Below are 24106 nucleotides of genomic sequence, written 5' to 3'. Positions count from 1 at the left end.
CTGGGAGTATTTATATAGGAATCAGGTCAGCCTCGAGCATGACATGTCCATCACGATAAGGGATTCTGGGTTGCTTTATAGACAACTTGCAAAGACTATTGATGTATCAAAGCACTTGGTGATATAGAGGCTGTAGAACCTGAACATGTCCAAATCTGACGTCTCAACATATTCACAATGGCTGCAGCCGCACAATTTGCTGCGCCTGTCCGTGGTGGTGGCACTGCTCACCATTGTGCTCAAGACCCTGGCCTGGTGGCTGACCGGTTCGGTAGGCCTGCTGTCCGATGCGCTGGAGTCCTTTGTGAACCTGGCCGGAGCCATGTTTGCTCTGACCATGGTGACCGTGGCCAAGCGACCGGCGGATACCGAGCACCCTTATGGACATTACAAGGCAGAGTACTTCTCGGCCGGTTTCGAGGGCGTGCTGGTCATAGGCGCCAGCCTGGCGATTGCCTGGGCGGCGCTGTCGCGGCTGTGGAACCCGCAACCACTGGAGCAATTGAGCTGGGGCCTGATGCTGTCGCTGCTCAGCACCGTCTTCAACGGGCTGCTGGCCTGGGTCATGCTGCGCTCTTCACGCAAATACCGCTCCATGGCGCTGGAGGGCGATGCGCGGCATCTGCTGACCGATGTCTGGACTTCGGTGGGCGTGGTGGTCGGGCTGCTGGCCGCCGCCTTGACGGGCTGGCTGTGGGTGGATGCACTGGTGGCTCTGGCAGTGGCTGTGCATATTTGCGTGCAGGGGGTGCAACTGGTCTGGCAGTCCTCGCAAGGACTGATGGATCAGGCGCTGGACGCGCCGCAGCGTCTCAAGATTGACACTTTGCTGGACGGCTATGCCAAGCGCAACGAGGGGGTGAACTTTGACAATATCTCCAGCCGCCAGGCGGGGGAGCGCAGCTTTGTGGACTTTCACATGCATGTTCCCGGCCAGTGGAGCGTGCTGCGAGCGGCACAATTGCGCTCCGAGATTGAAGCCGCGCTGCTGCAGGCCATTCCAGGCCTGTATGCCCGCATCGAGCTGCTGCCCATGGGCATGAACACGGTCAGCGAAGTGGCCGATGGAGAGCAGGGCGGCGAAGCACAGGGTGCGGCCAAGGAAGGTTTGAGTACATGATGAGTGTGATTCAGCGCGTCAAGCAGGCGCGCGTGGAGGTCGGCGGCCGTATTACGGGCCAGATCGACCAGGGCTTGCTGGCGCTGGTCTGTGCCGAGCGCGGCGATACCGAGGCCGAGGCCGACAAGCTGCTGGCCAAGATGCTCAAGCTGCGCATCTTCAGCGATGAGGCCGGCAAGATGAACAAAAGCCTGCAGGACATTGGCGGAGGACTGCTGGTGGTCAGCCAGTTCACGCTGGCTGCCGACACCAGAGGCGGCAATCGCCCCAGCTTTACCGCCGCCGCCGCGCCCGACGAAGGCCGACGCCTCTACGAATACTTTGTGGACCAGGCCAGGCTTGCCCACGCTCAGGTGCAGACCGGAGAGTTCGCCGCCGATATGCAGGTGCACCTGGTCAATGACGGGCCCGTCACCATTCCCATGCGCATGGAGCCACAGGTCTAGGCAAGGCCGGGCCTGCGAACCCACCCGTCACCACGATTTCAACAAAAGCTGTTCATGAAGCAATCCTGCAAGCCCTCTTTGTCCCTCCTCGCCGCCGGTCTGATTCTGGGTCTGGCAGGCGCCAGTCTGCCCATCCAGGCGCAGACCTTGAAGAAACCCGCGCTGGACGCACTGATCGCATCGTCCGCCCCGACCCCGCCCGAATCCTTCAAGGCCTTTGCGCAACAGGCCGCCAGGGCCGAGCCTGGCGTGGCGGCTGCCGTGCAGCGCTATACGCGCGGCCAGACGCTGTCGGATGGCGAGCTCGCGGATATCGCGCGATTGCTGGGTGTGTACAACCGTCTGACGCAGGAGACAGCGGTGCTGGAGAGCCTGCAGCGCATGGTGGCGCTGCCCACGGTGCGCGATCCCAAGGTGCCTGCGCATGAGAGTCCGGCCATCCTGGACTTCGGCAAGCTCGTGGCATCCATGGCCACCGAGTTCGGGCTGCGCTTTCGCAATGTGGACAACCGCATTTTTGAAGTGACGCTGCCAGCCAATGTGGCGAGCCGCGCCAGCGAGGCCACCGAGTTCGGCATCCTGACCCATGCCGATGTGGTGCCGGTGGTGGCAGCCGAGTGGGTGCTGGACGGCAAGCAGATCAACCCTTTCCAGGTCACCCGCGTGGGCGATCGGCTTTATGGGCGCGGCACGATTGACGACAAGGGCTCCATCGCCACCGTGCTGTATGCGATGAAGGCGGTCAAGGACAGCGGTCTGCCGCTCTCGCGCAGCATTCGCCTGATGATAGAGACCACCGAGGAAACCGGCGGCGATGCCATGAAGTACTACCAGAGCAAGACCGCGCTGCCGCAGTACAACATCGTGCTGGACAGCAAATACCCGGCCGTGGTCGCTGAAAAGGGCACGGGCGCGCTCAAGGCCTTGTTTGCGGATGTCACCGTGGATGCAGCCAAGCCTGCCATCACCGCCATGAGCGGCGCCGCCTCGGCCAACTCCATTGCGCAGACGGCTTCCGCTACCGTCTCCGCCATCGATGCAGCTGCGCTGGATCAGATTGCGCAGCGGCTGTCCAAGGAAAAGGACGGGTTTGTGCGCAGGCACGAGGCCCAGGGCAAGTTCTCCATCGATGTGCAGCGCGCCGAGGGCCAGGTCACGGTCAAGGTCAGCGGCGCTTCCGCTCACGGCTCGCGCCCCGAGGAAGGGGTGAATCCCGTGCCGCGCCTGGCGCTGTTTCTGCAGCAGAGCCTGATGCCGGAGCAGGGCGCGGCGCTGCTGCAGCCCAATCAGTACAGCCAGGCCGTGCGCTATATCAATGGCGTGTTTGGCCTGGACTATCTGGGCCGGCAGTTGGGCATCGCCTATGCCGATGATTTCATGGGGCCGCTCACGCTGTCGCCCAATCTCATCAAATCCGCGGATGGCAAACTGGAGGTGACGGCCAATGCGCGCATGCCGCGGGGCAAGACGCCGGAGCAGCTGCGCGCCGAGGTGGAGCAGGGCATTGCCCGCTGGAGCGATGCGGCCAAGGTACCGGTCAGCGTGCAGTACACACAGGGCAACTGGATGGCCCGCGATCCCAAGGGCGCGTGGCTGAGCACCTTGCTCAATATCTTTGGCGACACCACGGGGCTGGATGCCAGGCCCGTGCCTACCGCAGGCAGCACGACGGCCAAGCTCATGCCCAATGCCATCAACTTCGGTCCGGCGATGCCAGGCAAGAAGTACACGGCCCACAATGCGCTGGAGTACCAGGAGCTGCCGGATCTGCGCACGGATATGCAGATGTTCACCGAGATGCTGGTGCGCATCGGCAATCTGCAGCAGATGCAGTGACGCGCTGAAGGCAAGGCGCAGCCCCGATGGCGGGGCTGGCTTGCGCTTACTGCATCACGTTCATGACCGCCAGGGTCATGGTTTCCACGCCGGTCTTGAACGTGGGTTCGGGTTCTGGGGCGAAGAAGGGCGAGTGGTTGAAGGGCAGGGGCTTGCCACCGGGCTGACTGGCCTCGGCCACCTTCTTGGGGTCGTATACGCCCAGGGTGTAGAACATGGATGGAACGCCCTGGTTGATGAAGTCCGAGAAATCTTCGCTGGCCGTGATGGGTGAGATGGGGATCACGTTCCGGTCGCCGAGTGCGGCCTTGAACAGCCTGACCGTGCGGCCTACCAGTGCCGCGTCGTTGACCACAGCATCCGAGCCCTTGACCAGCTTGACCTCGGGTGCAGGAGCGCCCGACATGGCGGCTTCGGCCCTGGCTGTGCGTTCTATGCCTTCGTGCATTCTGGTGCGTACCTCGCTCTTGTAGCTGCGGATTGTTCCGAGCAGCCGCGCCTGGTCGGGAATGATATTGCCCGCGCTGCCCGAGTTGAAGGCGCCCACGGTGACCACGCCGAACTCCATGGGATCTTTTTCGCGGCTGATCACGCCCTGTACATCGACCACAAAGCGCGAGGCCATGAGCACGGGGTCAATGCCTTTGTCCGGCATGGAGCCATGGCTGCCACGGCCATGAAACGTGATGTCCAGCGAGTCCGAATTGGAGGTCGCCGGCCCGGCCACATAGCCGACCATGCCGTAGGGCATGGAGCCGGTATGCAGAGCAAAAGCGTAGTCGGGTTTGCCGAATTTTTTGAACAGACCGTCGGCCAGCATGGCCTTGGCTCCGGTCACGGTTTCCTCGGATGGCTGGGCCACGAACATCAGCGTGCCCTTCCATTGGTTCTTCAGGCCCAGCAGCGCCTGCGCCGTGCCCAACCAGCTGGTCATATGCATGTCGTGGCCGCAGCTATGGGCGACAAAGCTCTCCTTGCCGTTGTACTGGGCCTTGGCCTTGCTCGCATAGGGCAGGCCGGTTTTTTCCTCCATGGGCAGGGCGTCCAGCTCGGTGCGCACCATGACGGTGGGGCCCGCGCCATTGCGGTAGATGGCGACCAGACCGGTCTTGCCAATGCCCTCGGTGACCTCAAAGCCCAGCTTGCGCATTTCGGCAGCCAGCTTGGCGGCGGTGCGAGTTTCCTGAAAACCCAGCTCGGGGTTGGCATGCAGGTCTTCGTAGACGCCGCGCAACTGCGGATACATCTTGGCGATCAGTTGCTGCAACTGGGGCTTGAGCGGCTGGGGGTCCAGCTCCGCTGCCTGGGCGGAGCCCAGAGTGACGGCCAGCGCGGCGACGGCGCAGAACTTGCGGGTAAGGCTAGGGTGCATGTGAGGGTCTGTGGTTGGCTTCAAACAGAGGCAGCTCATGGAGAGCGCGCTTTCAGACTAGGAGCATGGCCGGCCCGGATTGAAGAGGGGCAACCCGCAAATGGCACCGTGAATAACGATGGCACAAGGCTTTTGTGGCGCAGGCCCGGGATAATCCGCTCCCATGAATACCTTCACCAGCGCCGCCCAGGCCTCTGATTCCTCCGCTTTCTCGGCGCTGCCCCTGTCACCCGAAATGCTGGCCAATCTCCAGCAGCTCGGCTATGCGCAGATGACGCCCATCCAGGCCGCCAGCCTGCCGCTGACCCTGCAGGGCAAGGACCTGATCGCCCAGGCCAGCACCGGCAGCGGCAAGACGGCTGCCTTCGGCCTGCCCATGGTCGATCGCCTGAACCCGCGCTGGTTTGCCGTCCAGGCCCTGGTGCTGTGCCCCACGCGCGAGCTGGCCGACCAGGTCGCCACCGAAATCCGCCGCCTGGCGCGCGCGCAGGACAACATCAAGGTCGTCACCGTCTATGGCGGCGTGCCCTCGCGCAACCAGATCGCTTCGCTGGAAAACGGCGCCCACATCGTCGTCGGCACGCCCGGGCGCGTGATGGATCTGATGGAGCGCGGCAAGCTCGACATCGGCAACCTCAAGACCCTGGTGCTGGACGAGGCCGATCGCATGCTGGACATGGGATTTCTCGGCGACATCGAAACCGTGGTGCGCCAATGCCCGGCGGACCGTCAGACCTTGCTGTTCTCGGCCACCTACCCCGATGGCATTGCCTCGCTGGCCAGCCGCTTCATGCGCGATCCGCAGACCGTCAAGGTCGCGACCCAGCACAGCGCGGGCAAGATCGCGCAGCGCTGGTACGAAGTCGGTACTAGAGAAAAGGTGAGCACGGTGGCCAGGCTGCTGGCGCACTTCCGTCCAGAATCGAGCATTGCCTTTTGCAATACCAAGCAGCAATGCCGCGACGTGGTGAGCGAGCTGCAGGCCCAGGGCTTCAGCGCCCTGGCCCTGTTCGGCGAGCTGGAGCAGCGCGAGCGCGACGAGGTGCTGGTGCAGTTCGCCAACAAGAGCTGCAGCGTGCTGGTCGCCACCGATGTGGCGGCGCGCGGCCTGGACATCGCCGACCTGTCTGCAGTCATCAATGTGGATGTCACCCCCGACCCCGAGGTGCATATCCACCGTATCGGCCGTACGGGCCGTGGCGATGCCGAAGGCCTGGCGCTGAATCTGGTCAGCATGGACGAGATGGGCAGCGTGGGCAAGATCGAGCAGCTGCAGGGCCGTGCTTCGCAATTCTTCCCTGTGGACGAACTCACGCCTGCCGCCGGTGGCGAGCTGCTGCCACCCATGATGACCATACAGATCATTGGCGGGCGCAAGGAAAAGATCCGCGCCGGCGACGTGATGGGCGCCATGTGCGCCGACTTCGGCTACAGCCGCGAGCAGATCGGCAAGATCAGCGTCAACGACTTTTCCACCTATGTGGCCGTGGATCGCAAGATTGCCTCGGCGGCCTGCGCCAGGCTCAATGCAGGCAAGGTCAAGGGCAAGACGGTCAAGGCTCGTCTGCTCTGAAAATATCAGTCAGATTGGCCTCTGACGCTTATCTATCAAGCGCTGCGTGCTCACAAAAAAAGCCTTCTCGGACCGAGAAGGCTTTTTGCTTTGGACAGCGCTTCAGCCTTTGGCGAAGAACAGCCCTGCCATCACCAGCCCCGTGGCCACAATGCCCCAGCGCAGGACATGGGGTGCAATCTTGCGCGCCACGCGGGCTCCCAGATAGCCGCCCAGGGTGGCGGCCACCATCATGACGATGGCCTGCTTCCATTCCACAATGCCGCCCACGGCGTAGATCACCACGGCAATGGCCGTCAGCAGGGCCGAGACCAGGTTCTTCATGCCGTTCATGGCGTTGAGCGAGGTCTGGCCCAGCAGGCCGAACAAGGCCAGCAGCAAAATGCCCAGGCCGCCGTTGAAGTAGCCGCCATAGATGGCCACGATCAGCATGCCTGCAGCGGCCTTGGCAACGGATGGGGTGGCATGGGCGGCATTCTTGCCCGAGGCCCAGGCGCGCAGCTGCGGCCCGAAGGCAAACATGGCGGTGGCGGCCAGCAGCAGCCAGGGAACGACCTTGCGGAAGGTGGCGTCGGGCGTGAACAGCAGCAGCGCCGCACCGGCGGAGCCGCCGATCAGGGACAGAGCCACCACCTGCTTCATGGACAGGCCAGGCGGGGACTGCATATCGTCCTTGAAACCCCAGGCGCCCGCCATATAGCCTGGCAGCAGGGCCACGGTTCCCGTGGCATTGGCAATCACGGGTGGCACGCCGGTGAAGACCAGTGCGGGAAGGGTTAGAAAGCTGCCGCCACCGGCGACGGCGTTGAGCGCGCCGGCCGTGAAAGCGGCGGCCAGCAAAAGGGCGAGGTGGCCCAGGTTCTCCATGTTCTTGTCTCCTGATTTTCTCTATCGGCATTGCGCCTTGTGGTTGGGGTCGATCTTAGGCGCTGGCCCGCGTCACCTCTTTTCTTTTTCTTGTGTGGTTAATTATTTTTGGAAATAAAAGAATGTGAAAACAGTATTTTGAGAAATAAGTGATTGTTTTGACAATCAACTCCTTAGTTAAGGAGTTTTGCCGTGAATCTGCCCCGTTTCCTTTCCCGCACCGCCTGGGCCATGCTGGCTGCAAGCTGTGTATCGGGCGCAGCCATGGCTCAGCAGCCGGAGTTTCCTGCGCGCTCCGTCAGGCTGGTGGTGGCCAACGGCCCCGGCAGCGCCCCGGATCTGCTGGCCCGCCAGGTGGGCAATCTGGTGGGCAGGGACTGGAAGCAGGCCATCGTGGTGGAAAACAAGGGCGCGGCCGGCGGCGTCTCGGCCGTGGATGCCGTGGTCAAGGCCCAGCCCGATGGCTACACCCTGCTGGTGGGCGGCGACAGCGCCATCACCATCATGCCCAATGTGCAGCGCAATCTTCCCTATGACGTCAAGAACGATCTGGTGCCGGTGACCAAGCTGGGCCAGTCCGACTTTGTGCTGGTGGCCAATCCCCGCAAGGGCTTCAAGACCTTGCAGGACTTCGTGGCTTATGCCAAGACCCACCCGGGCAAGATCAACTATGCCTCCTCGGGCACGGGGGGCGCCCAGCATCTGGCCATGGAGCAGTTCAAGCAGCGCGCAGGCTTTTTCGCCACGCATATTCCCTATCGCGGCGGCCCCCAGGGCCTGCAGGATGTGCTGGCCGGCCAGGTCGATGTGATGCTGATTGCGATTGCTCCGGCGCTTACCCAGATCCAGAGCGGCAAGCTCACGGCGCTGGCCGTGTCCGGCCTGCAGCGCCATGCACTGCTGCCCCAGGTGCAGACCCTGGCCGAGAGTTACAAGGGCTTTGAGGCTGGTGCCTGGTTCGGTTTGTTCGCACCCAAGGGCACGCCCGCTGCCGTGGTTCAGGCTATTGCCCAGGACACGGACAAGGCGCTCAGGGACCCCGAGCTGCGCAAGAGTCTGCTGCAGCAGGGCATCACCCCCGTGGGCGAGGGCCAACAAGTGTTTGCCAAACAGATCAGGACCGAAGATGTGCGCGTTGCCCAACTGGTGCGCAGCATTGGCCTGAGCGTCGAGTAAACGGCTTTACGCACCAGCAGAAAAAGCGGCCGAGGGCCGCTTTTTCTTTGCTCTAGAGGACTGGGTCAGAAGCTGTAACGCAGGCCGATCGAGATTTCGCTGGCCGTCAGCTTGGCACGCATCTGCTCGTCTTGCAGGCCGCGGACGTTGGCGAAGTTGTTGGCACCGCTCTTGGCCTTGCCCATGTCGACATAGCGCCAGCCCAGGTCGATGCTGAGTTTCTGGACAGGCGAATAGCTGACGCCAAAACCCACGGAATACGCCAGATTGTTCTGGGTGTCGCTGATGTACTGACGGCCCGGATTGCCCTGCCAGCCGCTGGACTCCAGACGTGCCAGGCCCAGGCCGGCCATTCCGTACAGCGAGAACCGGGCGTTCAGGGGGAAATCCTTGTATGCATTGACCATCAGGCGCTGCGAGCGGATCTGGTGGTGGTTGAAGCTGGTGGGGAAGCGGGTAGAGCCGCTGGTGAACTCGTTGTTCTTGGGCAGGGTGTACTCGGCTTCCACGCGCCAGTTCGACGGGAGCTGATAACCAAGGGCCAGGGAGCCACCTGTGGCGGTATTCGACTCGTCGCCAGGCACGAACTGGCCCAGGCCGGGGCGGGCGCTGGAGTCCATGTCGTGGGCTTGGTAGCGTGCGGAATTGATCCGAAGGGCGCCGTAGTAGCTATCGTCGGCAAAAGCGCTGCCTGCGGCAGCCAGGATCAGCAGGGGGGCAAGGCGTTGAAATTTCACGAAAAATCCTAGATCCGATTACTTCAGCAGGTCCTGCACCTTGGCCAGGGCGGCCTGTGCGCACTGGTCGTCCAGATGGCCGCCGGGCGCACCGGCCACGCCCACGGCACCGATCACCTCATTGCCCACCTTCACGGGCACGCCGCCGCCCAGCAGCAGGAAGCCGGGGATGTCCTTGAGGTTGGCTGCGCCGGCGTTCTTCTGGGAGTTTTCCATGATGGCAAGCGTTGGCGCCTTGGCCGATGCCGAGGTGAAGGCCTTTTCGCGGCTGGCTTCCACGGTGTGTGGGCCGGCGTTGTCGGCACGCTGCACGGCGCGCACGCCGCCGGCGCGATCGACCACGGTGGCGGTCACGGCATAGCTGTTGGCGGCGCAGGCCGAGACGGACTGGGCGGCGATCTGGTTGGCCAGCTCCAGCGACATATTCTTTTCCGTGCGCACGGCCTGGGCGTTGGCGGTGCCGGCGGTCAGCATGGCCAGAGTCAGGGCGGCAAGTGTCAGAGTGTGTTTCATACGTTTTTCCGGGTGGATGGGTATGAACGCCACTGTAGAAAAACGCCACCCGGGCGTCCATGCGGCAGGCTACGCGCCTACCTCCGTAGAACTACGGAGCGGCGTCCTCGACCAGGGCCGCGTAGCGCCGGATGAGCATGGCCAGCGAGTCGGTCTCCAGCTTGGCGAACAGGTTGGCGCGGTGGGTCTCCACCGTGCGCGGCGAGAGCGACAGCGCGCGGCCGATCTCCTTGTTGGTGAGCCCCTCCACGATCAGGCCCAGCACCTCGCATTCGCGGCTCGATAGCTGTGCATAACGCTCGCGCGCCTGCCGGTCGGCCTGGTGGCGCTCGCGCGAGCGCACATGCTGGCGCACGGAGGCCTGCAGCGCCTCGATGAGCAGCTCGTCATCGACCGGTTTCTCAAGGAATTCCGCAGCCCCGGCCTTGAAGGCGCGGCGGCACATCTCCACGGTTCCATGGCCCGTGAGCATGATCACCGGCTGATCCACCCCTTGCGCCACCAGCCTGTCCAGCACCGCTAGCCCGCTGGTGCCAGGCATGCGCACGTCGAGCACGATGGCGCCCACGTCGCTGCGGTCGAACTCGGCGAGAAAGACATGCGGGTCGGACCAGGTTTGGACGCGCAGGCCTACCGTGCCTATGAGCAGTGCCAGGCTGTCGCGCACGGCGGCATCGTCGTCCACAAGGTGAATCAGGGGCGAGAGGGAAGAGGTCATGTCGCGTTCAAGGCAGGTGTGCCAGCGGGAGCTGCAGATGGAATTCGGCCCCAGGCCCGTCGGCAGGCGAAGGAGAGGGGGGCGCCAAAGTGAGCTCGCCTCCCATCGCCTGCGCCAGGCTTTCCGACAGCGACAGGCCCAATCCCAGGCCGCCGGAGCGTGTGGTGTAGAACGGGGTGAACAGGCGCGTTCGCGCCTCGGGCGCCACGCCGGGGCCGGTGTCGCGCACGCTCAGCAGGACTCGCGCGCCCTGGGGGCTAAGCGTGAGGCGCAAGCGGCGCTGGCCGGGCTCGGTCTGCTCCATGGCCTGCAGCGCGTTCATCACCAAGTTGTGGATGATCTGCTGCAAGGCCACAGGCTCGGCGCGCACGGCCGGCAGGTCTGCGGGAGCATCCACCTGCACGGCAATGCTGCGGCGGCGCAGCTCGGGCTCCAGCAGGTGCAGTGCATCATGCACGGCGGTGGACAGGGGCAGAGCCTGGACCTGGCCCGACAGATCGGGCCGCTCGACCACGCGGCGCAGGCGCCCCACGACGGCACTGGCGCGCCTTGCCTGGGCCACGGCCTGACTCATGGCATGGCGCGCCATGTCCAGATCTGGCTCCTCATCGCCCAGCAGGCGCTGCGCCGCCTGGGTATTGGCCAGCAGCGCGGTCAGCGGCTGGTTGAGTTCATGCGCCATACCCGCGGCCAGTTCGCCGAGCTGGTTGAGACGGGCGACCTGGCCCAGACGCAGCAGCTCTTCTGCCCGGCGTGCTGTCACGCGCTGGCGCAGCAGGGTGCGCAGTGCGGCCAGTGCTGCAGCGCTGGCAGCCGCCCAGGCCAGCATGGTGGCCCAGGGCAGCTCGCTCCAGCCCACGTCGCGCTCCAGCACCACATCGAAGGGCTGGCTCTGCGAGGCAAGCAGCTTGTGAAAGTCGTAATTCCAGCCATGCTCCAGACGCCGCCCGGCCTGCACGGTAAAGGCTTGGCCCTGATACTGAAGCCGCACGCGCACTGGACTGGTCTGGGCATCCATGGGCCACTCGTCCCAGGGAATGGTGGCATGCAGATCCAGCAGCAGGGCGTGGTCGGCGGCTGGGCCGGCAAGCGCCAGCCATACCCGGCCTTTGGGCAGGTCGGCCCAGGCCAGTTCGGCATGGCCGCTTTGCAGCGAGCGGGCCTCTGCCATATCCAGCGCGGCACCCAGGTCATGAGGCCAGTCAGCCGGCCAGCTGCTGTCCGGCAGGCGGCGCAGTACCTCGATGATCTGCGGATAGGCGGCTGGCAGGCGCGGCAGCGGCAAGGCCGCCTTGGCACTGCGGCCTTGCGCAGGTGGTTGCAGCAGGGGCAGCATGGCCATCACCGCATCGTGTTGCACGGCACGCTGGCTCAGCAGCCGATGCACGATGCGTGCATCCGTCACGAATGCATCCTCCAGGGCCAGCAACCGCGCATGCATGAGCCAGCCTGCGCCCGCAATGGCCACCAGGGCCCAGGCTAGCAGCCAGGCCAGGGGGCGGCGCCAGTGGGGGATGATCATGATGGTCGGTGTTGTCGCGGATTATTTGGCGTAAGGGTCTTCGTAACCCATCTCCTTCATGATGTCGGTCTCGTAAGCCTCCATCTCTTCGGCGTCTTCCTCGCTGGTCTCGTGGTCCCAGCCCTGGGCATGCAGCGTGCCATGCACCAGCAGATGGGCGTAATGCTCTTCCAGGCTCTTGTTCTGCTCCTGGGCCTCGCGCTCCACCACGGGGGCGCAGAGCACCAGATCGGCCATCACGGTCGGCTCCTGCTGATAGTCGAAGGTCAGCACATTGGTCGCGTAGTCCTTTTTGCGGTACTCGCGATTGAGCTTGCGGCCTTCCTCGGCATCGACGATGCGCACCGTAATCTCGGCATCCACGGCCAGCGCGTGGCGGATCCAGCGCGTGACGCGGCTGCGGCTCAGCAGTTCGCGATGGGCGGCGGCCTCGGCGCTGGGACCGAATTGCAGCGATAGTTGCAGTTGATTTAAGGTCATTTTGGCTTTTAGCCCTTATGAGGTAAGCGCTAGTAGCTATTGATTTTGATTAAAGTTCGTCTGCCGTTGGCAGCGGGCGGGCCGTTCGGTGGCTGCTGCGGTGCTTGGGCGCCGAAGTGCCTTCGGACACGCGGCCGCGTGCGTCATAGGCGTCCACAATGCGGGCCACCAGCGGGTGGCGTACCACGTCGGCGCTGGTGAAGTGGTTGATGGAGATGCCCTTGACGCGTTTGAGGACGCGCTCGGCATCGACAAGTCCGCTGGGTGCTCCCTTGGGCAGGTCGACCTGGCTCACGTCACCCGTGACCACGGCCTTGGCGCCAAAGCCGATGCGGGTCAGAAACATCTTCATCTGCTCGGGCGTGGTGTTCTGCGCCTCGTCCAGGATCACGAAGGCGTTGTTCAGCGTGCGTCCGCGCATGAAGGCCAGCGGCGCGATCTCCAGCGCATTGCGCTCGAAAGCCTTCTGTACCTTCTCGTAACCCATCAGATCGTAGAGCGCGTCATACAGCGGGCGCAGATAGGGGTCCACCTTCTGCGTCAGGTCGCCGGGCAGAAAGCCCAGGCGTTCGCCGGCTTCCACGGCGGGCCGGGTCAGCACGATGCGCTGCACGGCGCTGCGCTCCAGCGCGTCCACGGCGCAGGCCACGGCCAGATAGGTCTTGCCCGTGCCGGCCGGGCCGATGCCGAAGCTGATGTCGTGATTGGCGATGTTTTCCAGATACAGGGCCTGGTTGGGCGTGCGGGCGCGCAGATCGGCACGGCGCGTAGTCAATTGCGGAGCCGTCAGGTCGGCCTCCAGCATCTCGACATCGCCGGCCAGCATGAGCTGCAGCGTATCTTCTGCAATCACGTAGTCGGCGATCTCATAGAGAGCCTGAAGCAGCTCCAGCGCCTCATTGGCCTTGGCCTTGGGGCCGTCGATCTTGAACTGCTCGTGGCGGTGAGCGATCTTGACGCCCAGCGCGATTTCGATGGTGCGCAGATGCGCATCTGCCGGGCCGCAGAGATGGGTCAGGCGCGTATTGTTATGGGGTGTGAAGGTATGGCGCAGGATCACGCGGATAATTTCTCAAAAGAATCGCCGCACGGTGCGGCAAAGGATTTCAATGATAGGCAAATTGACTGGAACGCTGCTGGAAAAAAACCCGCCCGAAGTCCTGGTGGACTGTGCCGGTGTGGGCTATGAGGTGCAGGTGCCCATGAGCACCTTCTACAACTTGCCTGCCAATGGTGCCAAGGTAGCCTTGCTGACCCATTTCGTGGTGCGGGAAGACGCCCAGCTGCTGTTCGGCTTCGGTACGGCCCGCGAGCGCCAGACCTTCCGCGAACTCATCAAGATCACCGGCATAGGACCGCGCATGGCGCTGGCCGTGCTCAGCGGCATGAGCATCGATGATCTCGCGGACGCGGTATCGCAGCAGCAAGCAGGGCGATTGGTCAAGGTGCCCGGCATCGGCAAGAAGACCGCCGAGCGTCTGCTGCTGGAGCTCAAGGGCAAGATCGGCGCGGATACCGGTGCGCAGTCGCTGTTTGCCAATAACAACGACCAGAACGATATTCAGCAGGCACTGATGGCGCTGGGCTACTCGGACAAGGAGGCCTCGGCCGCCCTCAAGAAACTCCCACCCGATGTAGGGGTGAGCGAGGGCATTAAGCTCGCGCTCAAGGCTTTGACCAAATAGCTTCGCTGGCCCTGTGCCAGTCCGATCGTGAACTGCAGGAGAACACGATATGCATTGGTGGATACAGGGCAGGCGCATTCCCTCTCTATGCGCAAGTCTGATGCTGGTGGCGCTGACCGCTTGCGGCGGCGGAGGGGGCGGAGGGGGCGGAGGCAGTGTTCCGGACCCGGGCCCTGGCGGCGCAGGTGTCGGTAACGGCGGCGGCAATGGTGCGGGCGTCGCAGAGACCAGTCCTCCGCCGGGTCCGCCCACGGCCTATGTGCTGGATTCGCTGATAGTGCCTGCCGCCCAGACTGCGGCTTCGGCCAGAGGCGTGGCCGTGGCATCCGTGGCCGTGCGACCCAAGACCGTCGATCTGGCATTGCCGCAGTGGAACGACGCGCCATCGCCGGTCATGCCCATGCCCGGTGTGCCCATGCAGATAGGGGCGCCGCGGGCGCTGTCTTCGCTGCAGTCCGCAGGCGACATGGCACGCACGCTGCGCTGGTCCAAGACCCCGGATGGCGGACAGGTGGCGGCGATCAGCATCACCTCGACCGGCGCCCATGGCCTGCGGTTGGGGCTGGTGGTCGATGCCATGCCCGATGCCGCCGAGCTCAGGCTGTACCGCAAGGATCGCAGCAAGACCGGGTTCGAGACCACGGGCAAGGCCATCAACGAGGCCATTGCGCGCAACCGTCGCGCCGACGGCGACACCCGGGCGGCTGGCATCTGGTGGACCCCCGACCTGGGCGCCGATGAGGTCACGCTGGAGATCGCACTGCCTGCGGGGCTGTCGACATCGCAGCTGCGCATTGCCATTCCCACGCTCACCCATGCCTATGTCAACCTGGCCCTGCCCGTGGAGCTGGAGCTGCGCGACAGCCTTGTGCCCAGAAATGTGGGCGATGCCGCGGGTTGCGAGCTCGATGCCAGCTGCGCCGATCAGTACGCGGTCGAGCGCAATGCCGTGGCGCGCATGACCTATGTGGGCCCCGACAACCGCTACTACTACTGCACGGGCTCCCTGCTGAACAATACCAAGCGGGACTACACGCCGTATTTTCTATCGGCCAGTCACTGCATCTCGACGCAGGCAGCCGCCACTTCGCTGCGCACGGACTGGTTTTTCCGTTCGGCAAGCTGCAATAGCTTCGAGCCGAATGCAAGCACCTTGGCGCTGCAGCGCGGTGCCACGCTGCTGTATTCGACCGCTGTGACCGATGCCACGCTGATGCGACTCAATGAGGTGCCACCTGCCGGTGCGACGCTGGCCGGCTGGGATGCGAGAGGAACGGCGGTGACGGGGACGGCCATCTACGGACTGCATCACCCGCAGGGCGACTTGCTCAAATACAGCGAAGGCCAGGTGCAGAGCTACAGAAACTGCAGCCTGGGCGCCGGCAGTATCACCTGCAGCCCGGGCAATGCCCAGAGCGATTTCGTGAACGTCGGCTGGAGCAAGGGCGTGACCGAAGGCGGCAGCAGTGGCTCGGCCATGTTTGCAGGCGGACGCGTCGTGGGTACGCTGTCCGGCGGCAGCAGCTCATGTACGGTCAGCGGCGGCTCCGATGTTTACAGCCGCTTCGACCGGACCTTCAACAGCCAGATCGGGAACTGGCTGGCGCAGTGACCGAGGGCCGGGCAGGGCCTATTTCCCCTGCAACTGCCTGACGGCCGCCTTGGTCTGCTCCACATGGGCCAGCGGGTCGCTGCTGACAAGGGCGAACTTCACCTTGCCGTCCTGGCCCACCACATAGGAGATGCGGTCGGCCCTGGCAGGGTTGGCGGCAGCACCCGCGTCATAGGCCTTGATGGTGACGGCCCGAGGGTCCGATGCCACGGCGAACTGGTCGCGGCAGGCCTCGGTGGAAAAGCGCTTGAGGGTGTCGATATCGTCATGTGACATGCCCACCACCGTGGCTTTCATGGCCGCGAACTGGGGCGTGGCTTCGGCAAAGGCATGCGCTTCCAGCGTGCAGCCCTGAGTGAAGGCCTTGGGGAAGAAATACAGCACCACCGGCCCTTTCTTGAGCGCCTCGGCCATATCGAAGTCAAAAGCCTTGCCGGCAACGGCTGCGGGCGTCTTGAAGCCAGGTGCTGCATCGCCGGCCTTGAGCGCAGCCTGGGCAGCGACGGACAGGCAAAGCAGGGCGGCCGTACAGGCCAGGGTGTGAATACGCATGAAAAAGCTCCTCGGATCTTTGCCGTCATTGTGCGCAAAGCCAGGGGCCGGCCGTCAATGTGGGGCACTGCAACTGTGGGATTTTGTTTTCCCCTGTATTTTTAATCAGTGTCCCTGTCATGCTTGGGGCACAATTGCCGCCATGACGATTCATGTGGACGAATTTGCGGCCAGTCCCGCACCTGCACGCAAGGCCAGAAGCGCGGCCGCCGACCCCGAGGCGGCTGCGCCGCGCATGGTCTCGGCCGGGCATTCGTCCCAGGGCGAAGAGGCGCTGGAGCGTGCCCTGCGCCCCAAGCAGCTCGACGAATATGTGGGCCAGGCCAAGGCGCGAGAGCAGCTCGAGATCTTCATCGGCGCTGCCAAGAAGCGCAGCGAGGCGCTCGATCATGTGCTGCTGTTCGGCCCGCCGGGCCTGGGCAAGACCACGCTGTCCCACATCATCGCTGCCGAGTTGGGCGTGAACCTGCGCCAGACCAGCGGCCCGGTGCTGGAAAAACCCAAGGATCTGGCGGCACTGCTCACCAATCTCGAGCCCAACGATGTGCTGTTCATCGACGAGATTCACCGCCTGAGCCCGGTGGTCGAGGAAATCCTCTACCCGGCGCTGGAGGACTATCAGATAGACATCATGATCGGCGAAGGTCCGGCTGCACGCTCCATCAAGCTCGATCTCCAGCCATTCACGCTGGTGGGGGCGACCACGCGCGCCGGCATGCTCACCAACCCGCTGCGCGATCGCTTCGGCATCGTGGCGCGGCTGGAGTTCTATACCTCGGAGGAGCTCTCGCGCATCGTCAGGCGCAGCGCTGGACTGCTCAATGCGCCGATTGACGCGGAAGGCTGCTTCGAGATTGCACGCCGCTCGCGCGGCACGCCGCGCATTGCCAACCGCCTGCTGCGCCGCGTGCGCGACTATGCCGATGTCAAGGGCGACGGCCGCATCACGCGCGAGATTGCCGACAAGGCGCTGGCCATGCTCGATGTGGACCCCCAGGGCTTTGACATCATGGACCGCAAGCTGCTCGAAGCCGTGGTGCATCGTTTCGACGGCGGCCCCGTGGGCCTGGACAATATCGCCGCCAGCATTGGCGAGGAGTCGGGCACCATCGAGGATGTGATCGAGCCCTATCTGATCCAGCAGGGCTTTTTGCAGCGCACGCCGCGCGGCCGCATGGCCACCCAGGCCGCCTACCGGCACCTGGGCCTGCAGCCCCCCGGAGACAATGCAGCATAAAACTGGCGCAACCCAAACCAGAGACATCGAGCAAGGGCTTGGGCGGCCCCGCCGTCCCGCAGCGAAGATGTCGTCCCCCTGGGGGGAAGCCGCGCAGCGGCTCAGGGGTCAATTATTCTGCGGTCCGGCGTTCCAGAAGGCCTGTAGCACGCCGGGCAAGGCTTCGATCTGCGTGACCACCTGGTCCAGCTCCTCGGCATGCACGGCCGTGGCGAACAGCTCGGCCTCGATTTCGGTGTTGTGCGGCGGGATCTCGTGCTTTTCCACCGCGCGCACCGGGTAGTTGGCCGCCTCCAGCAGCTCCTGCATGCCCTCGCGCACATCGGCCTGGGCTTGCTGGCCGCAGATCACATAGACATAGTAGGTGGCCTCGCTGGCATGTTCGGCCACGGGATGGCGGTTGATGTAGTTGACCACGGGGCGCAGCAAGGTGTTGCTGGCCAGCACGAACAGGGTGGCAAGGCCGGCCTCGGGCAGAAGGCCCGCGCCCGCGCAGGCGCCCACGGCGGCCGAGCCCCATAGCGTGGCGGCGGTGTTCAGCCCCGTGATGTTGGCGCCTTCCTTCATGATGGCGCCGGCACCCAGAAAGCCCACGCCCGAAACCACATAGGAGATGACGCGCGTGGCGCCGTCCGCGCCAGAGACGCGCATGGCCAGGTCGACGAACACGGCCGCGCCCACGGCCACCAGGGTATTGGTGCGCAGGCCTGCCGTGCGCTGGCGTATCTGGCGCTCAAGGCCGATGATGCTGCCGCAGACAAAGGCCACGAGAAGACACAGCACCGTGTTCAGCGTGGCGAGCAGATTGAAGTTCTGTAGGGATTGCATGAAGTTCTGATTGTTATTGCCGGTTGATCAATGCCGAAATATGCGGCCGGAGCTCACCAGCCGTACTTGCGGATATAGACGCGCTTGAGCAGCGTGGTCAGCACAGCATAGGCCAGCAATATGACGATGAGCCAGGGGAAATAGCCGAGCGGCAGGGTCTGCAGCTTGAAATGTCCGGCCAGCGGGCCCATGGGCAGGAAGATGCCTATGGCCATGATGGCCGCCGTGGCGGCCAGCAAGGGCCAGGAGGCACGGCTTTGCACAAACGGGATCTTCGGCGTGCGGATCATGTGCACGATCAGCGTCTGCGTCAGCAGCCCCACCACGAACCAGCCCGACTGGAACAGGCTTTGCTCTGCGGCCGTGCTGGCATGGAAGACGAACCACATCAGCGCGAAGGTGAGCACGTCGAACAGCGAGCTGATGGGGCCGAAGAAGAGCATGAAGCGACCCAGGTCCTGAGGGTCCCAGCGCAGCGGCCTGGCCACCATTTCCTCGTCCACGTGGTCGAAGGGGATGGCGATCTGCGACAGGTCGTAGAGCAGGTTCTGCATCAGCAGCTGCATGGGCAGCATGGGCAGGAACGGGATGAAGGCCGAGGCGATCAGCACCGAGAACACATTGCCGAAATTGGAGCTGGCCGTCATGCGGATGTACTTGAGCATATTGCTGAAGGTGCGACGTCCTTCGAGCACGCCCTGCTCCAGCACCATCAGGCTTTTCTCCAGCAGGATGATGTCGGCCGCTTCGCGGGCGATGTCCACGCCGCTGTCGACGCTGATGCCGATATCGGCGGCGCGCAGCGCGGGCGCGTCGTTGATGCCGTCGCCCATAAAGCCCGTGACATGGCCGTTGGCGCGCAGCGCACGCACGATGCGTTCCTTGTGCAGCGGTGTCAGGCGGGCGAACAGCAGGTGTGACTCCACGGTGCGGCGCAGCTGCGCCTCGTCCATGGCTTCGATGTCGTTGCCGACAATCGCCTCGTCCACCTGCAGACCCACGTCGCGGCAGACCTTGCGTGCCACCAGCTCGTTGTCGCCCGTGAGCACCTTGACCGCCACACCGTGCTGCAGCAGCGCAGCAATGGCGGCCTGGGTGGATTCCTTGGGCGGGTCGAGAAAGGCCACGTAGCCGATCAGGGTCAGTTCGGCCTCGTCGGCAATGCCGTAGGTGTTCTTGTCGGGCGGCACTTCCTTCATGGCCACGGCCACCACGCGCAGGCCCTCGCTGTTCAGCCCCTCGGTGACGGCGCGCACCTGCTCGCGGCGCTCGGGCGTGAGCGGCAACAGCGTGTCTCCGTCGCGCCCGCTGTCTCGAATATGTGTGCAGACCCGCAGAACTTCCTCGACCGCGCCCTTGCAGATCAGCTCATGGTGGTGATTGCGCTCGGCCACCACCACGGACATGCGCCGGCGCTGGAAGTCGAACGGAATTTCGTCGACCTTGCGGTAGTTCTCGTTGACATGCAGCCGCGTGTGCAGCTCCACATGCTCGAGTACGGCACGGTCCAGCAGGTTCTTGAGCCCGGTCTGGTAGTAGCTGTTGAGGTAGGCGAACTGCAGCACCTCGTCGCTGGGACGGCCCTGCACATCGGTGTGACGCTCCAGCGCGATGCGGTCCTGCGTCAGCGTGCCGGTCTTGTCGGTGCACAGCACATCCATGGCGCCGAAGTTCTGGATCGCATCCAGGCGCTTGACCATCACCTTCTGGCGCGACAGCACCACGGCGCCCTTGGCCAGCGTGGAGGTGACGATCATGGGCAGCATCTCGGGCGTCAGGCCCACGGCCACCGACAGCGCGAATAAAAAGGCCTCGCCCCAGTCGCCCTTGGTGTAGCCGTTGATGAACAGCACCACGGGCACCATCACGGCCGCGAAGCGGATCAGCAGCCAGCTGACGCTGTTCACGCCCTGCTCGAAGGCCGTGGCCGTGCGGTCCTGGTGGGTGATGCGCGCTGCCAGTGTGCCGAAATAGCTCTGGTTGCCCGTGGCGACGACCACGGCCATGGCCGAGCCCGAGACCACATTGGTGCCCATGAAAAGCAGGTTGCCGGCTTCCAGCAACTGGCCGGCCTGCAGGGCAGCCAGGGTGCGTGCATCCTTTTCCACGGGCAGCGATTCGCCCGTCATGGCCGCCTGGCTCACGAACAGGTCCTTGGCGGACAGCAGGCGGCAGTCGGCCGGGATCATGTCGCCGGCCGACAGGGCCACGATGTCCCCGGGCACCAGCTCGCGCATGGGCAGCTCGGACAGCGAGGTGTCATGGCCTCCGCCGCTGTCGCGAAAGTCTGCGGCCGGTGCATCGGTCTTGCGGCGCACGGTGACGCGGTTGCTGACCAGGGCCTGCAGGCGTGCTGCGGCGCGCCGCGAGCGCCCTTCCTGGACAAAGCGCAGCAGTGTGGACAGCAGCACCATACTGGCGATGACGATGGTGGCTTTTTCGTCCTCGGTGACATAGGAGACCACGGCCAGCAGCGTCAGCAGCAGGTTGAAGGGGTTGCGGTAGCAATGCCACAGGTGCTTCCATGCGGGCAGCGGCTTTTCATGCGCCACCTCGTTGGGTCCATGGCGGAGCTGGCGCTGCCGGACCTGCTCGGGGCTCAGGCCCCGGCTCGATGTGTCAAGCTGCTGCAGCAGCGCAGCCACGGGGCTGCAGGCGGCCGATTGCAGGGCCTGTACTTGTGCCGCAGGCACTGTGACGGCTGTGGACGGGCCGCCTGCGGGCATGGGCTGGCGGCCGAAGAGGCCGGCCATGCGGTGGCTGCGCAAAAAGGCCCGGAACAGATTTTTGAGAGTCTGCATCACGGTCTCCTGTCAGTGCAGCGTCTTGCCGGAGGTGCCGAATCGTGTCCAGGGCTGCTGTGCCTGGCTGGCGCGAAACTGGTTGTCGATGCGGCTGCGCTGCTCCTGGGTCAGCAGCGACAGGGCATCGGCGCGCTGGCGGATGCTGAGATTGGCCATGGCGCTGGCCATGAGGGGCGCGGCATGGCGGTCGACCAGGTGGCGCAGCACATCGGTGCGGCGCTCGTTCAGTGCCGAGATCACGGCATGGGTCAGGCCATGGTGGCGGGTAGAGTCATTGAAGCGGGATGCGGGGCGGCTGCGTTGCAGCACGCGCAGCCAAGTGAGGCGTTGCATGGGCATACTCCTTGGGGGTGACCCGGGAGCTGCCCGCCGCTGCTAGGGCATCAGGCGCGCGACCCCGGGACGGGGTTCCAGTTCGTGCGCGCAGCCAAGAGGGTCACACGCACGGCAATGGGCTGGCAGTGCGCCGCGAAGGGCGCGCTGCAAGATCGACTAGGGTCGGGATCCATACGTGTTCCTTGGTTAAGAGTGAGTGAAAAGCGGGCCGGAGCCGGTCCGCGACGAGGCTGCTCAGCGTACGGTGCGGCTGCTCAGAAAGCTGCGGATGCGATGCGTGGGCCAACTGGTCAGTGCATCGAGCTCCAGCGTCTGCTCCAGCGCTTGCGGCAAGGCTGCCGGTGCGGCGGGCGCAGCCTGGCGGGGCATGGCGCGGGCGCGCAGCAGCAGGGGGCGCAGCTGGTGCAGAGAGCGGGTCAGGCGGTTGCTCATGGCGTTCTCCTCATCGGTTGAGGGAGCGGGCCAGGCGGCAGCGCGGCACAAACGTTCTGGCGCAGCCACGAGCCGGGGTAAGCCGGAGCGAATGGCGGCGCGAAAACTCAGTGAGGAGCAGAGCTTGCGAGCTTGAAGCTTCTAGCCGTGCTGCGCACGGCAGGGCGGCCCGAAGGTCGGGAAGCCAAACAGCAAGTTGCGAGGATCGCGAGGCAAGGGATGCGGGGCGGTCGATGACGACTCCCGATCCGGGGGAGTCTGTCAGTCGGCCAGCTTCGCAGCCATTGCGGCGTGCGATAAATCACTGGTTGAACTGGCACTGTCCACGTGGGGACTCCTGAAATTGCGATCTGGCAATTATCGGTCCAGACCGGGTTCAGGGTCAACCCTAGGTGGTTTTCAGTTGCAATTGCGCCGGGGCCTGGCGGCTTGCAGGCTCGGCCCATTGCTGCACACAGCCCCAGACGATGAGCGCCTGTGCGGCGTAATAGCTGCCGAGCACGCTCACCGATGACCAGGGCAGCGGCTGCACAAAACGATTGATGGCCAGGATGGAGTCGCTGAGCATGAAAAAGCTGGCGCCCAGTGCGGTCAGTAGTGCGGGACGGCTTTGCAGGAGTTGGTAGCGCCCCCAGGCCTGCGCCGCCATCAAGGCGATGACGCCGACATAGGCGGCCACGGGCAGACGCAGGGCGGCGGGCAGGCCATGGGTCCAGAGAAAGACATACATGGCGGCGCCGATCGCAGCCACCAGCAGCAGTGCGCGGCGGTCGGCAAACCAGGGCATATCGAACTTGAACAGCGCAACGTAGCAGACATGGGCCAGCAAAAAGCTGACCAGGCCGGGAATGAACAGACCGGTCTGCAACTGTCCGTCCAGCATCAGGAAGACATCGCCAGCCATGGAAAAAACAATAGCTGCCAGCAGCAGATGAACATGCTTTTGAGACATGTTTTGTATAGTTTTTGAGTTCTGCTTTGTGCAAGAAGCTATGTATATAAGAGCAAAAACCATGGTGGCAGGCTTGAACAGCCAATGCCATTGCTGTAGATCGAGCGCCGCCGTGGCCGTGGCCAGTGCGCCGCTTTGCAGCATCAGCGCCAGCCACAGACTGATGCGTCCCTGCATGGCCGCGCCCAGAGCCCATTGCCCGGTGAGCAGCACGCCGAACCAGATCAGATTGGCGGCCAGCGGCGACTGGTCGGCATGCCAGAGAAAGACCGAAGTGCCCGCAACCAGTGCCGCAAACTGCAGGCCGGCAAACCAGCGCAGCGCAGTGCCCATGGGCGGGGCATAGATGATGCGGTGCTCGTCCAGGTCGAAGGCGGGCTTGGGAAAGCGCTGCGCCACATCGGCTGGCCGCCAGCCCGGCGGCTTGAACCAGACGCGAAGCTTGTCCAGCCAGCTGCGTGCATGCCAGCTGTCATGCGCCAGCTGGCGGTAGACGCTGAAGTTGGCCCAGAGCGGGTCCCAGCTCTTGAGCAGGCCGCGCGTGCCGTAGATGCAGGGCTCCTCGTCGTCCTCGGTCTTGTAAGTGCCGAAGATCCGGTCCCAGACGATGAGAATGCCGCCGTAGTTGCGGTCCAGATAGCGCTCGTTGACGGCATGGTGCACGCGGTGATTGCTGGGCGCGCAGAACCAGCGGTCGAACCAGCCCAGCTTCCTGACCTGCTCGGTATGCACCCAGAACTGGTAGAGCAGGTCGATCAGCCCGACCACGGCAAACACCAGCGGCGGCACGCCGGCCAGGGCCATGGGCAGATAGAAGATCCAGCCCAGCAGCGCGCCGGAGCTGGTCTGGCGCAGAGCGGTGGAGAGGTTGTAGGCCTGGCTTTGGTGGTGCACGGCATGGGCGGCCCAGAGCACGCCCACTTCATGGCCCATGCGGTGCAGCCAGTAGTAGCAGAGGTCGTAGAACAGCAGGGCCAGCAGCCAGCCCGGCAGGCTGAGCCAGAAGGCATCGGCCTCGATCAGAGCCACATGGCTGGCCACGACGGTGTAGATGCCCAGCGTCAGCAGCTTGGTGAAGACGGCGCTGGTCTGGCTCAGCACGCCCAGGTTCAGCGAGCTGATGGCATCGGCCAGCGCATAGGCATTGCGCCCGCGCCTGAGGCTGATGATCCATTCCACGGCAATCAGTGCGAAAAAGACCGGCGTGGCCAGAACGATGACTTGGCTGGGAGAGAGCATGGGCTCCGATTCTGGAGCGGCTCGTTGTCCGGCGGCTTGGCATGAACCCTAGCGCCCGGCGCTGCAGGC

22 protein-coding genes are annotated in these 24106 nt (G+C 64.4%); 8 read left to right on the top strand and 14 right to left on the bottom strand.

Translation table 11 applies throughout. The features are described from left to right. Positions 1-145: 145 nt before the first annotated feature. From JAO85_RS06585 to JAO85_RS06575, 3 genes are read left to right on the top strand one after another with little or no spacing between them, the layout of a single operon-like run. Positions 146-1120, top strand: a complete 975-nt coding sequence (locus JAO85_RS06585) for a cation diffusion facilitator family transporter (protein WP_012839978.1) — start codon at positions 146-148, stop codon at positions 1118-1120. Then, a complete protein-coding gene (gene dtd / locus JAO85_RS06580) occupies positions 1117-1566 on the top strand; it encodes a D-aminoacyl-tRNA deacylase (RefSeq protein ID WP_202787738.1) in 450 nt (149 codons plus the stop codon). The genes JAO85_RS06585 and dtd overlap by 4 nt, the downstream gene beginning before the upstream one ends. Before the next feature lie 54 nt (positions 1567-1620). Continuing rightward, complete coding sequence (locus tag JAO85_RS06575) at positions 1621-3402, top strand: dipeptidase (RefSeq protein ID WP_054073791.1); 1782 nt, start codon at positions 1621-1623, stop codon at positions 3400-3402. Positions 3403-3448: 46 nt separating this feature from the next. Here the strand turns inward: JAO85_RS06575 and JAO85_RS06570 are convergent, their stop codons facing one another. Next, positions 3449-4774 (bottom strand): amidohydrolase, encoded by a 1326-nt coding sequence (locus JAO85_RS06570; RefSeq protein WP_202787737.1) that lies wholly within the window; start codon positions 4772-4774, stop codon positions 3449-3451. Between the two features lie 163 nt (positions 4775-4937). Between JAO85_RS06570 and dbpA the strand changes: the two genes are divergently transcribed. Beyond that, positions 4938-6347: an ATP-dependent RNA helicase DbpA gene (gene dbpA, locus JAO85_RS06565; protein WP_202787736.1), complete on the top strand. Its 1410-nt coding sequence runs from the start codon at positions 4938-4940 to the stop codon at positions 6345-6347. 102 nt (positions 6348-6449) lie between these two features. Here the strand turns inward: dbpA and JAO85_RS06560 are convergent, their stop codons facing one another. Next, positions 6450-7214 carry a sulfite exporter TauE/SafE family protein gene (locus JAO85_RS06560; protein ID WP_012839974.1) on the bottom strand — a complete coding sequence of 255 codons (765 nt, stop codon included), beginning with the start codon at positions 7212-7214 and terminating at the stop codon, positions 6450-6452. Between the two features lie 192 nt (positions 7215-7406). Here JAO85_RS06560 and JAO85_RS06555 point away from each other — a divergent pair, with 192 nt between their 5' ends. After that, positions 7407-8390, top strand: a complete 984-nt coding sequence (locus JAO85_RS06555; protein WP_012839973.1) for a tripartite tricarboxylate transporter substrate binding protein — start codon at positions 7407-7409, stop codon at positions 8388-8390. Positions 8391-8455: 65 nt separating this feature from the next. Here the strand turns inward: JAO85_RS06555 and JAO85_RS06550 are convergent, their stop codons facing one another. The 6 genes from JAO85_RS06550 to JAO85_RS06525 form a co-directional block, all read right to left on the bottom strand. Then, entirely contained in the window at positions 8456-9127 is a 672-nt protein-coding gene (locus JAO85_RS06550; protein WP_054073795.1) for an outer membrane protein, read from the bottom strand. An 18-nt stretch (positions 9128-9145) separates the two neighbouring features. Next, positions 9146-9640 (bottom strand): heme-binding protein, encoded by a 495-nt coding sequence (locus JAO85_RS06545; RefSeq protein WP_012839971.1) that lies wholly within the window; start codon positions 9638-9640, stop codon positions 9146-9148. Positions 9641-9731: 91 nt separating this feature from the next. Next, positions 9732-10358: a response regulator transcription factor gene (locus tag JAO85_RS06540; protein WP_003068724.1), complete on the bottom strand. Its 627-nt coding sequence runs from the start codon at positions 10356-10358 to the stop codon at positions 9732-9734. Positions 10359-10365: 7 nt separating this feature from the next. Continuing rightward, on the bottom strand, positions 10366-11880 hold the full coding sequence (locus JAO85_RS06535; protein ID WP_054073797.1) for a sensor histidine kinase: 1515 nt from the start codon (positions 11878-11880) through the stop codon (positions 10366-10368). A 21-nt stretch (positions 11881-11901) separates the two neighbouring features. Next, entirely contained in the window at positions 11902-12360 is a 459-nt protein-coding gene (gene ybeY, locus JAO85_RS06530; protein ID WP_012839969.1) for an rRNA maturation RNase YbeY, read from the bottom strand. A gap of 49 nt (positions 12361-12409) precedes the next feature. After that, the gene (locus tag JAO85_RS06525) at positions 12410-13420 is read right to left on the bottom strand and encodes a PhoH family protein (RefSeq protein WP_202787735.1); all 1011 of its coding nucleotides are present in this window, start codon (positions 13418-13420) and stop codon (positions 12410-12412) included. Between the two features lie 49 nt (positions 13421-13469). Here JAO85_RS06525 and ruvA point away from each other — a divergent pair, with 49 nt between their 5' ends. Both ruvA and JAO85_RS06515 read left to right on the top strand, forming a co-directional pair. Then, positions 13470-14045 (top strand): Holliday junction branch migration protein RuvA, encoded by a 576-nt coding sequence (gene ruvA / locus JAO85_RS06520; RefSeq protein WP_012839968.1) that lies wholly within the window; start codon positions 13470-13472, stop codon positions 14043-14045. Between the two features lie 49 nt (positions 14046-14094). After that, a complete protein-coding gene (locus tag JAO85_RS06515) occupies positions 14095-15657 on the top strand; it encodes a serine protease (protein ID WP_202787734.1) in 1563 nt (520 codons plus the stop codon). Positions 15658-15675: 18 nt separating this feature from the next. Here the strand turns inward: JAO85_RS06515 and JAO85_RS06510 are convergent, their stop codons facing one another. After that, complete coding sequence (locus JAO85_RS06510; RefSeq protein ID WP_003068738.1) at positions 15676-16209, bottom strand: peroxiredoxin; 534 nt, start codon at positions 16207-16209, stop codon at positions 15676-15678. A gap of 142 nt (positions 16210-16351) precedes the next feature. Between JAO85_RS06510 and ruvB the strand changes: the two genes are divergently transcribed. After that, positions 16352-17446, top strand: a complete 1095-nt coding sequence (ruvB, locus tag JAO85_RS06505; protein WP_012839966.1) for a Holliday junction branch migration DNA helicase RuvB — start codon at positions 16352-16354, stop codon at positions 17444-17446. A gap of 108 nt (positions 17447-17554) precedes the next feature. On the opposite strand, the gene JAO85_RS06500 is transcribed toward ruvB, so the two are convergent. The 5 genes from JAO85_RS06500 to JAO85_RS06480 all read right to left on the bottom strand — a co-directional run bounded on the left by JAO85_RS06500 (position 17555) and on the right by JAO85_RS06480 (position 24037). Next, the gene (locus JAO85_RS06500) at positions 17555-18274 is read right to left on the bottom strand and encodes an MgtC/SapB family protein (RefSeq protein WP_012839965.1); all 720 of its coding nucleotides are present in this window, start codon (positions 18272-18274) and stop codon (positions 17555-17557) included. A 53-nt stretch (positions 18275-18327) separates the two neighbouring features. After that, positions 18328-21075 (bottom strand): magnesium-translocating P-type ATPase, encoded by a 2748-nt coding sequence (mgtA, locus tag JAO85_RS06495; protein ID WP_054073799.1) that lies wholly within the window; start codon positions 21073-21075, stop codon positions 18328-18330. A gap of 12 nt (positions 21076-21087) precedes the next feature. Continuing rightward, positions 21088-21411: a hypothetical protein gene (locus tag JAO85_RS06490; RefSeq protein WP_034354709.1), complete on the bottom strand. Its 324-nt coding sequence runs from the start codon at positions 21409-21411 to the stop codon at positions 21088-21090. A 237-nt stretch (positions 21412-21648) separates the two neighbouring features. After that, complete coding sequence (locus JAO85_RS06485; protein ID WP_012839962.1) at positions 21649-21846, bottom strand: hypothetical protein; 198 nt, start codon at positions 21844-21846, stop codon at positions 21649-21651. A 388-nt stretch (positions 21847-22234) separates the two neighbouring features. Further along, positions 22235-24037, bottom strand: coding sequence for a lysoplasmalogenase family protein (locus JAO85_RS06480; RefSeq protein ID WP_202787733.1), 1803 nt, complete (start codon positions 24035-24037; stop codon positions 22235-22237). Between the last annotated feature and the right edge of the window lie 69 nt (positions 24038-24106).

The organism is Comamonas sp. NyZ500 (genome assembly GCF_016772095.1).
In the GTDB taxonomy this organism is placed as follows: Bacteria; Pseudomonadota; Gammaproteobacteria; order Burkholderiales; family Burkholderiaceae_C; genus Comamonas; species Comamonas thiooxydans.
Note: the sequence above shows the minus strand (reverse complement) of the source record. Positions and strands in the feature narration are given on the sequence as shown.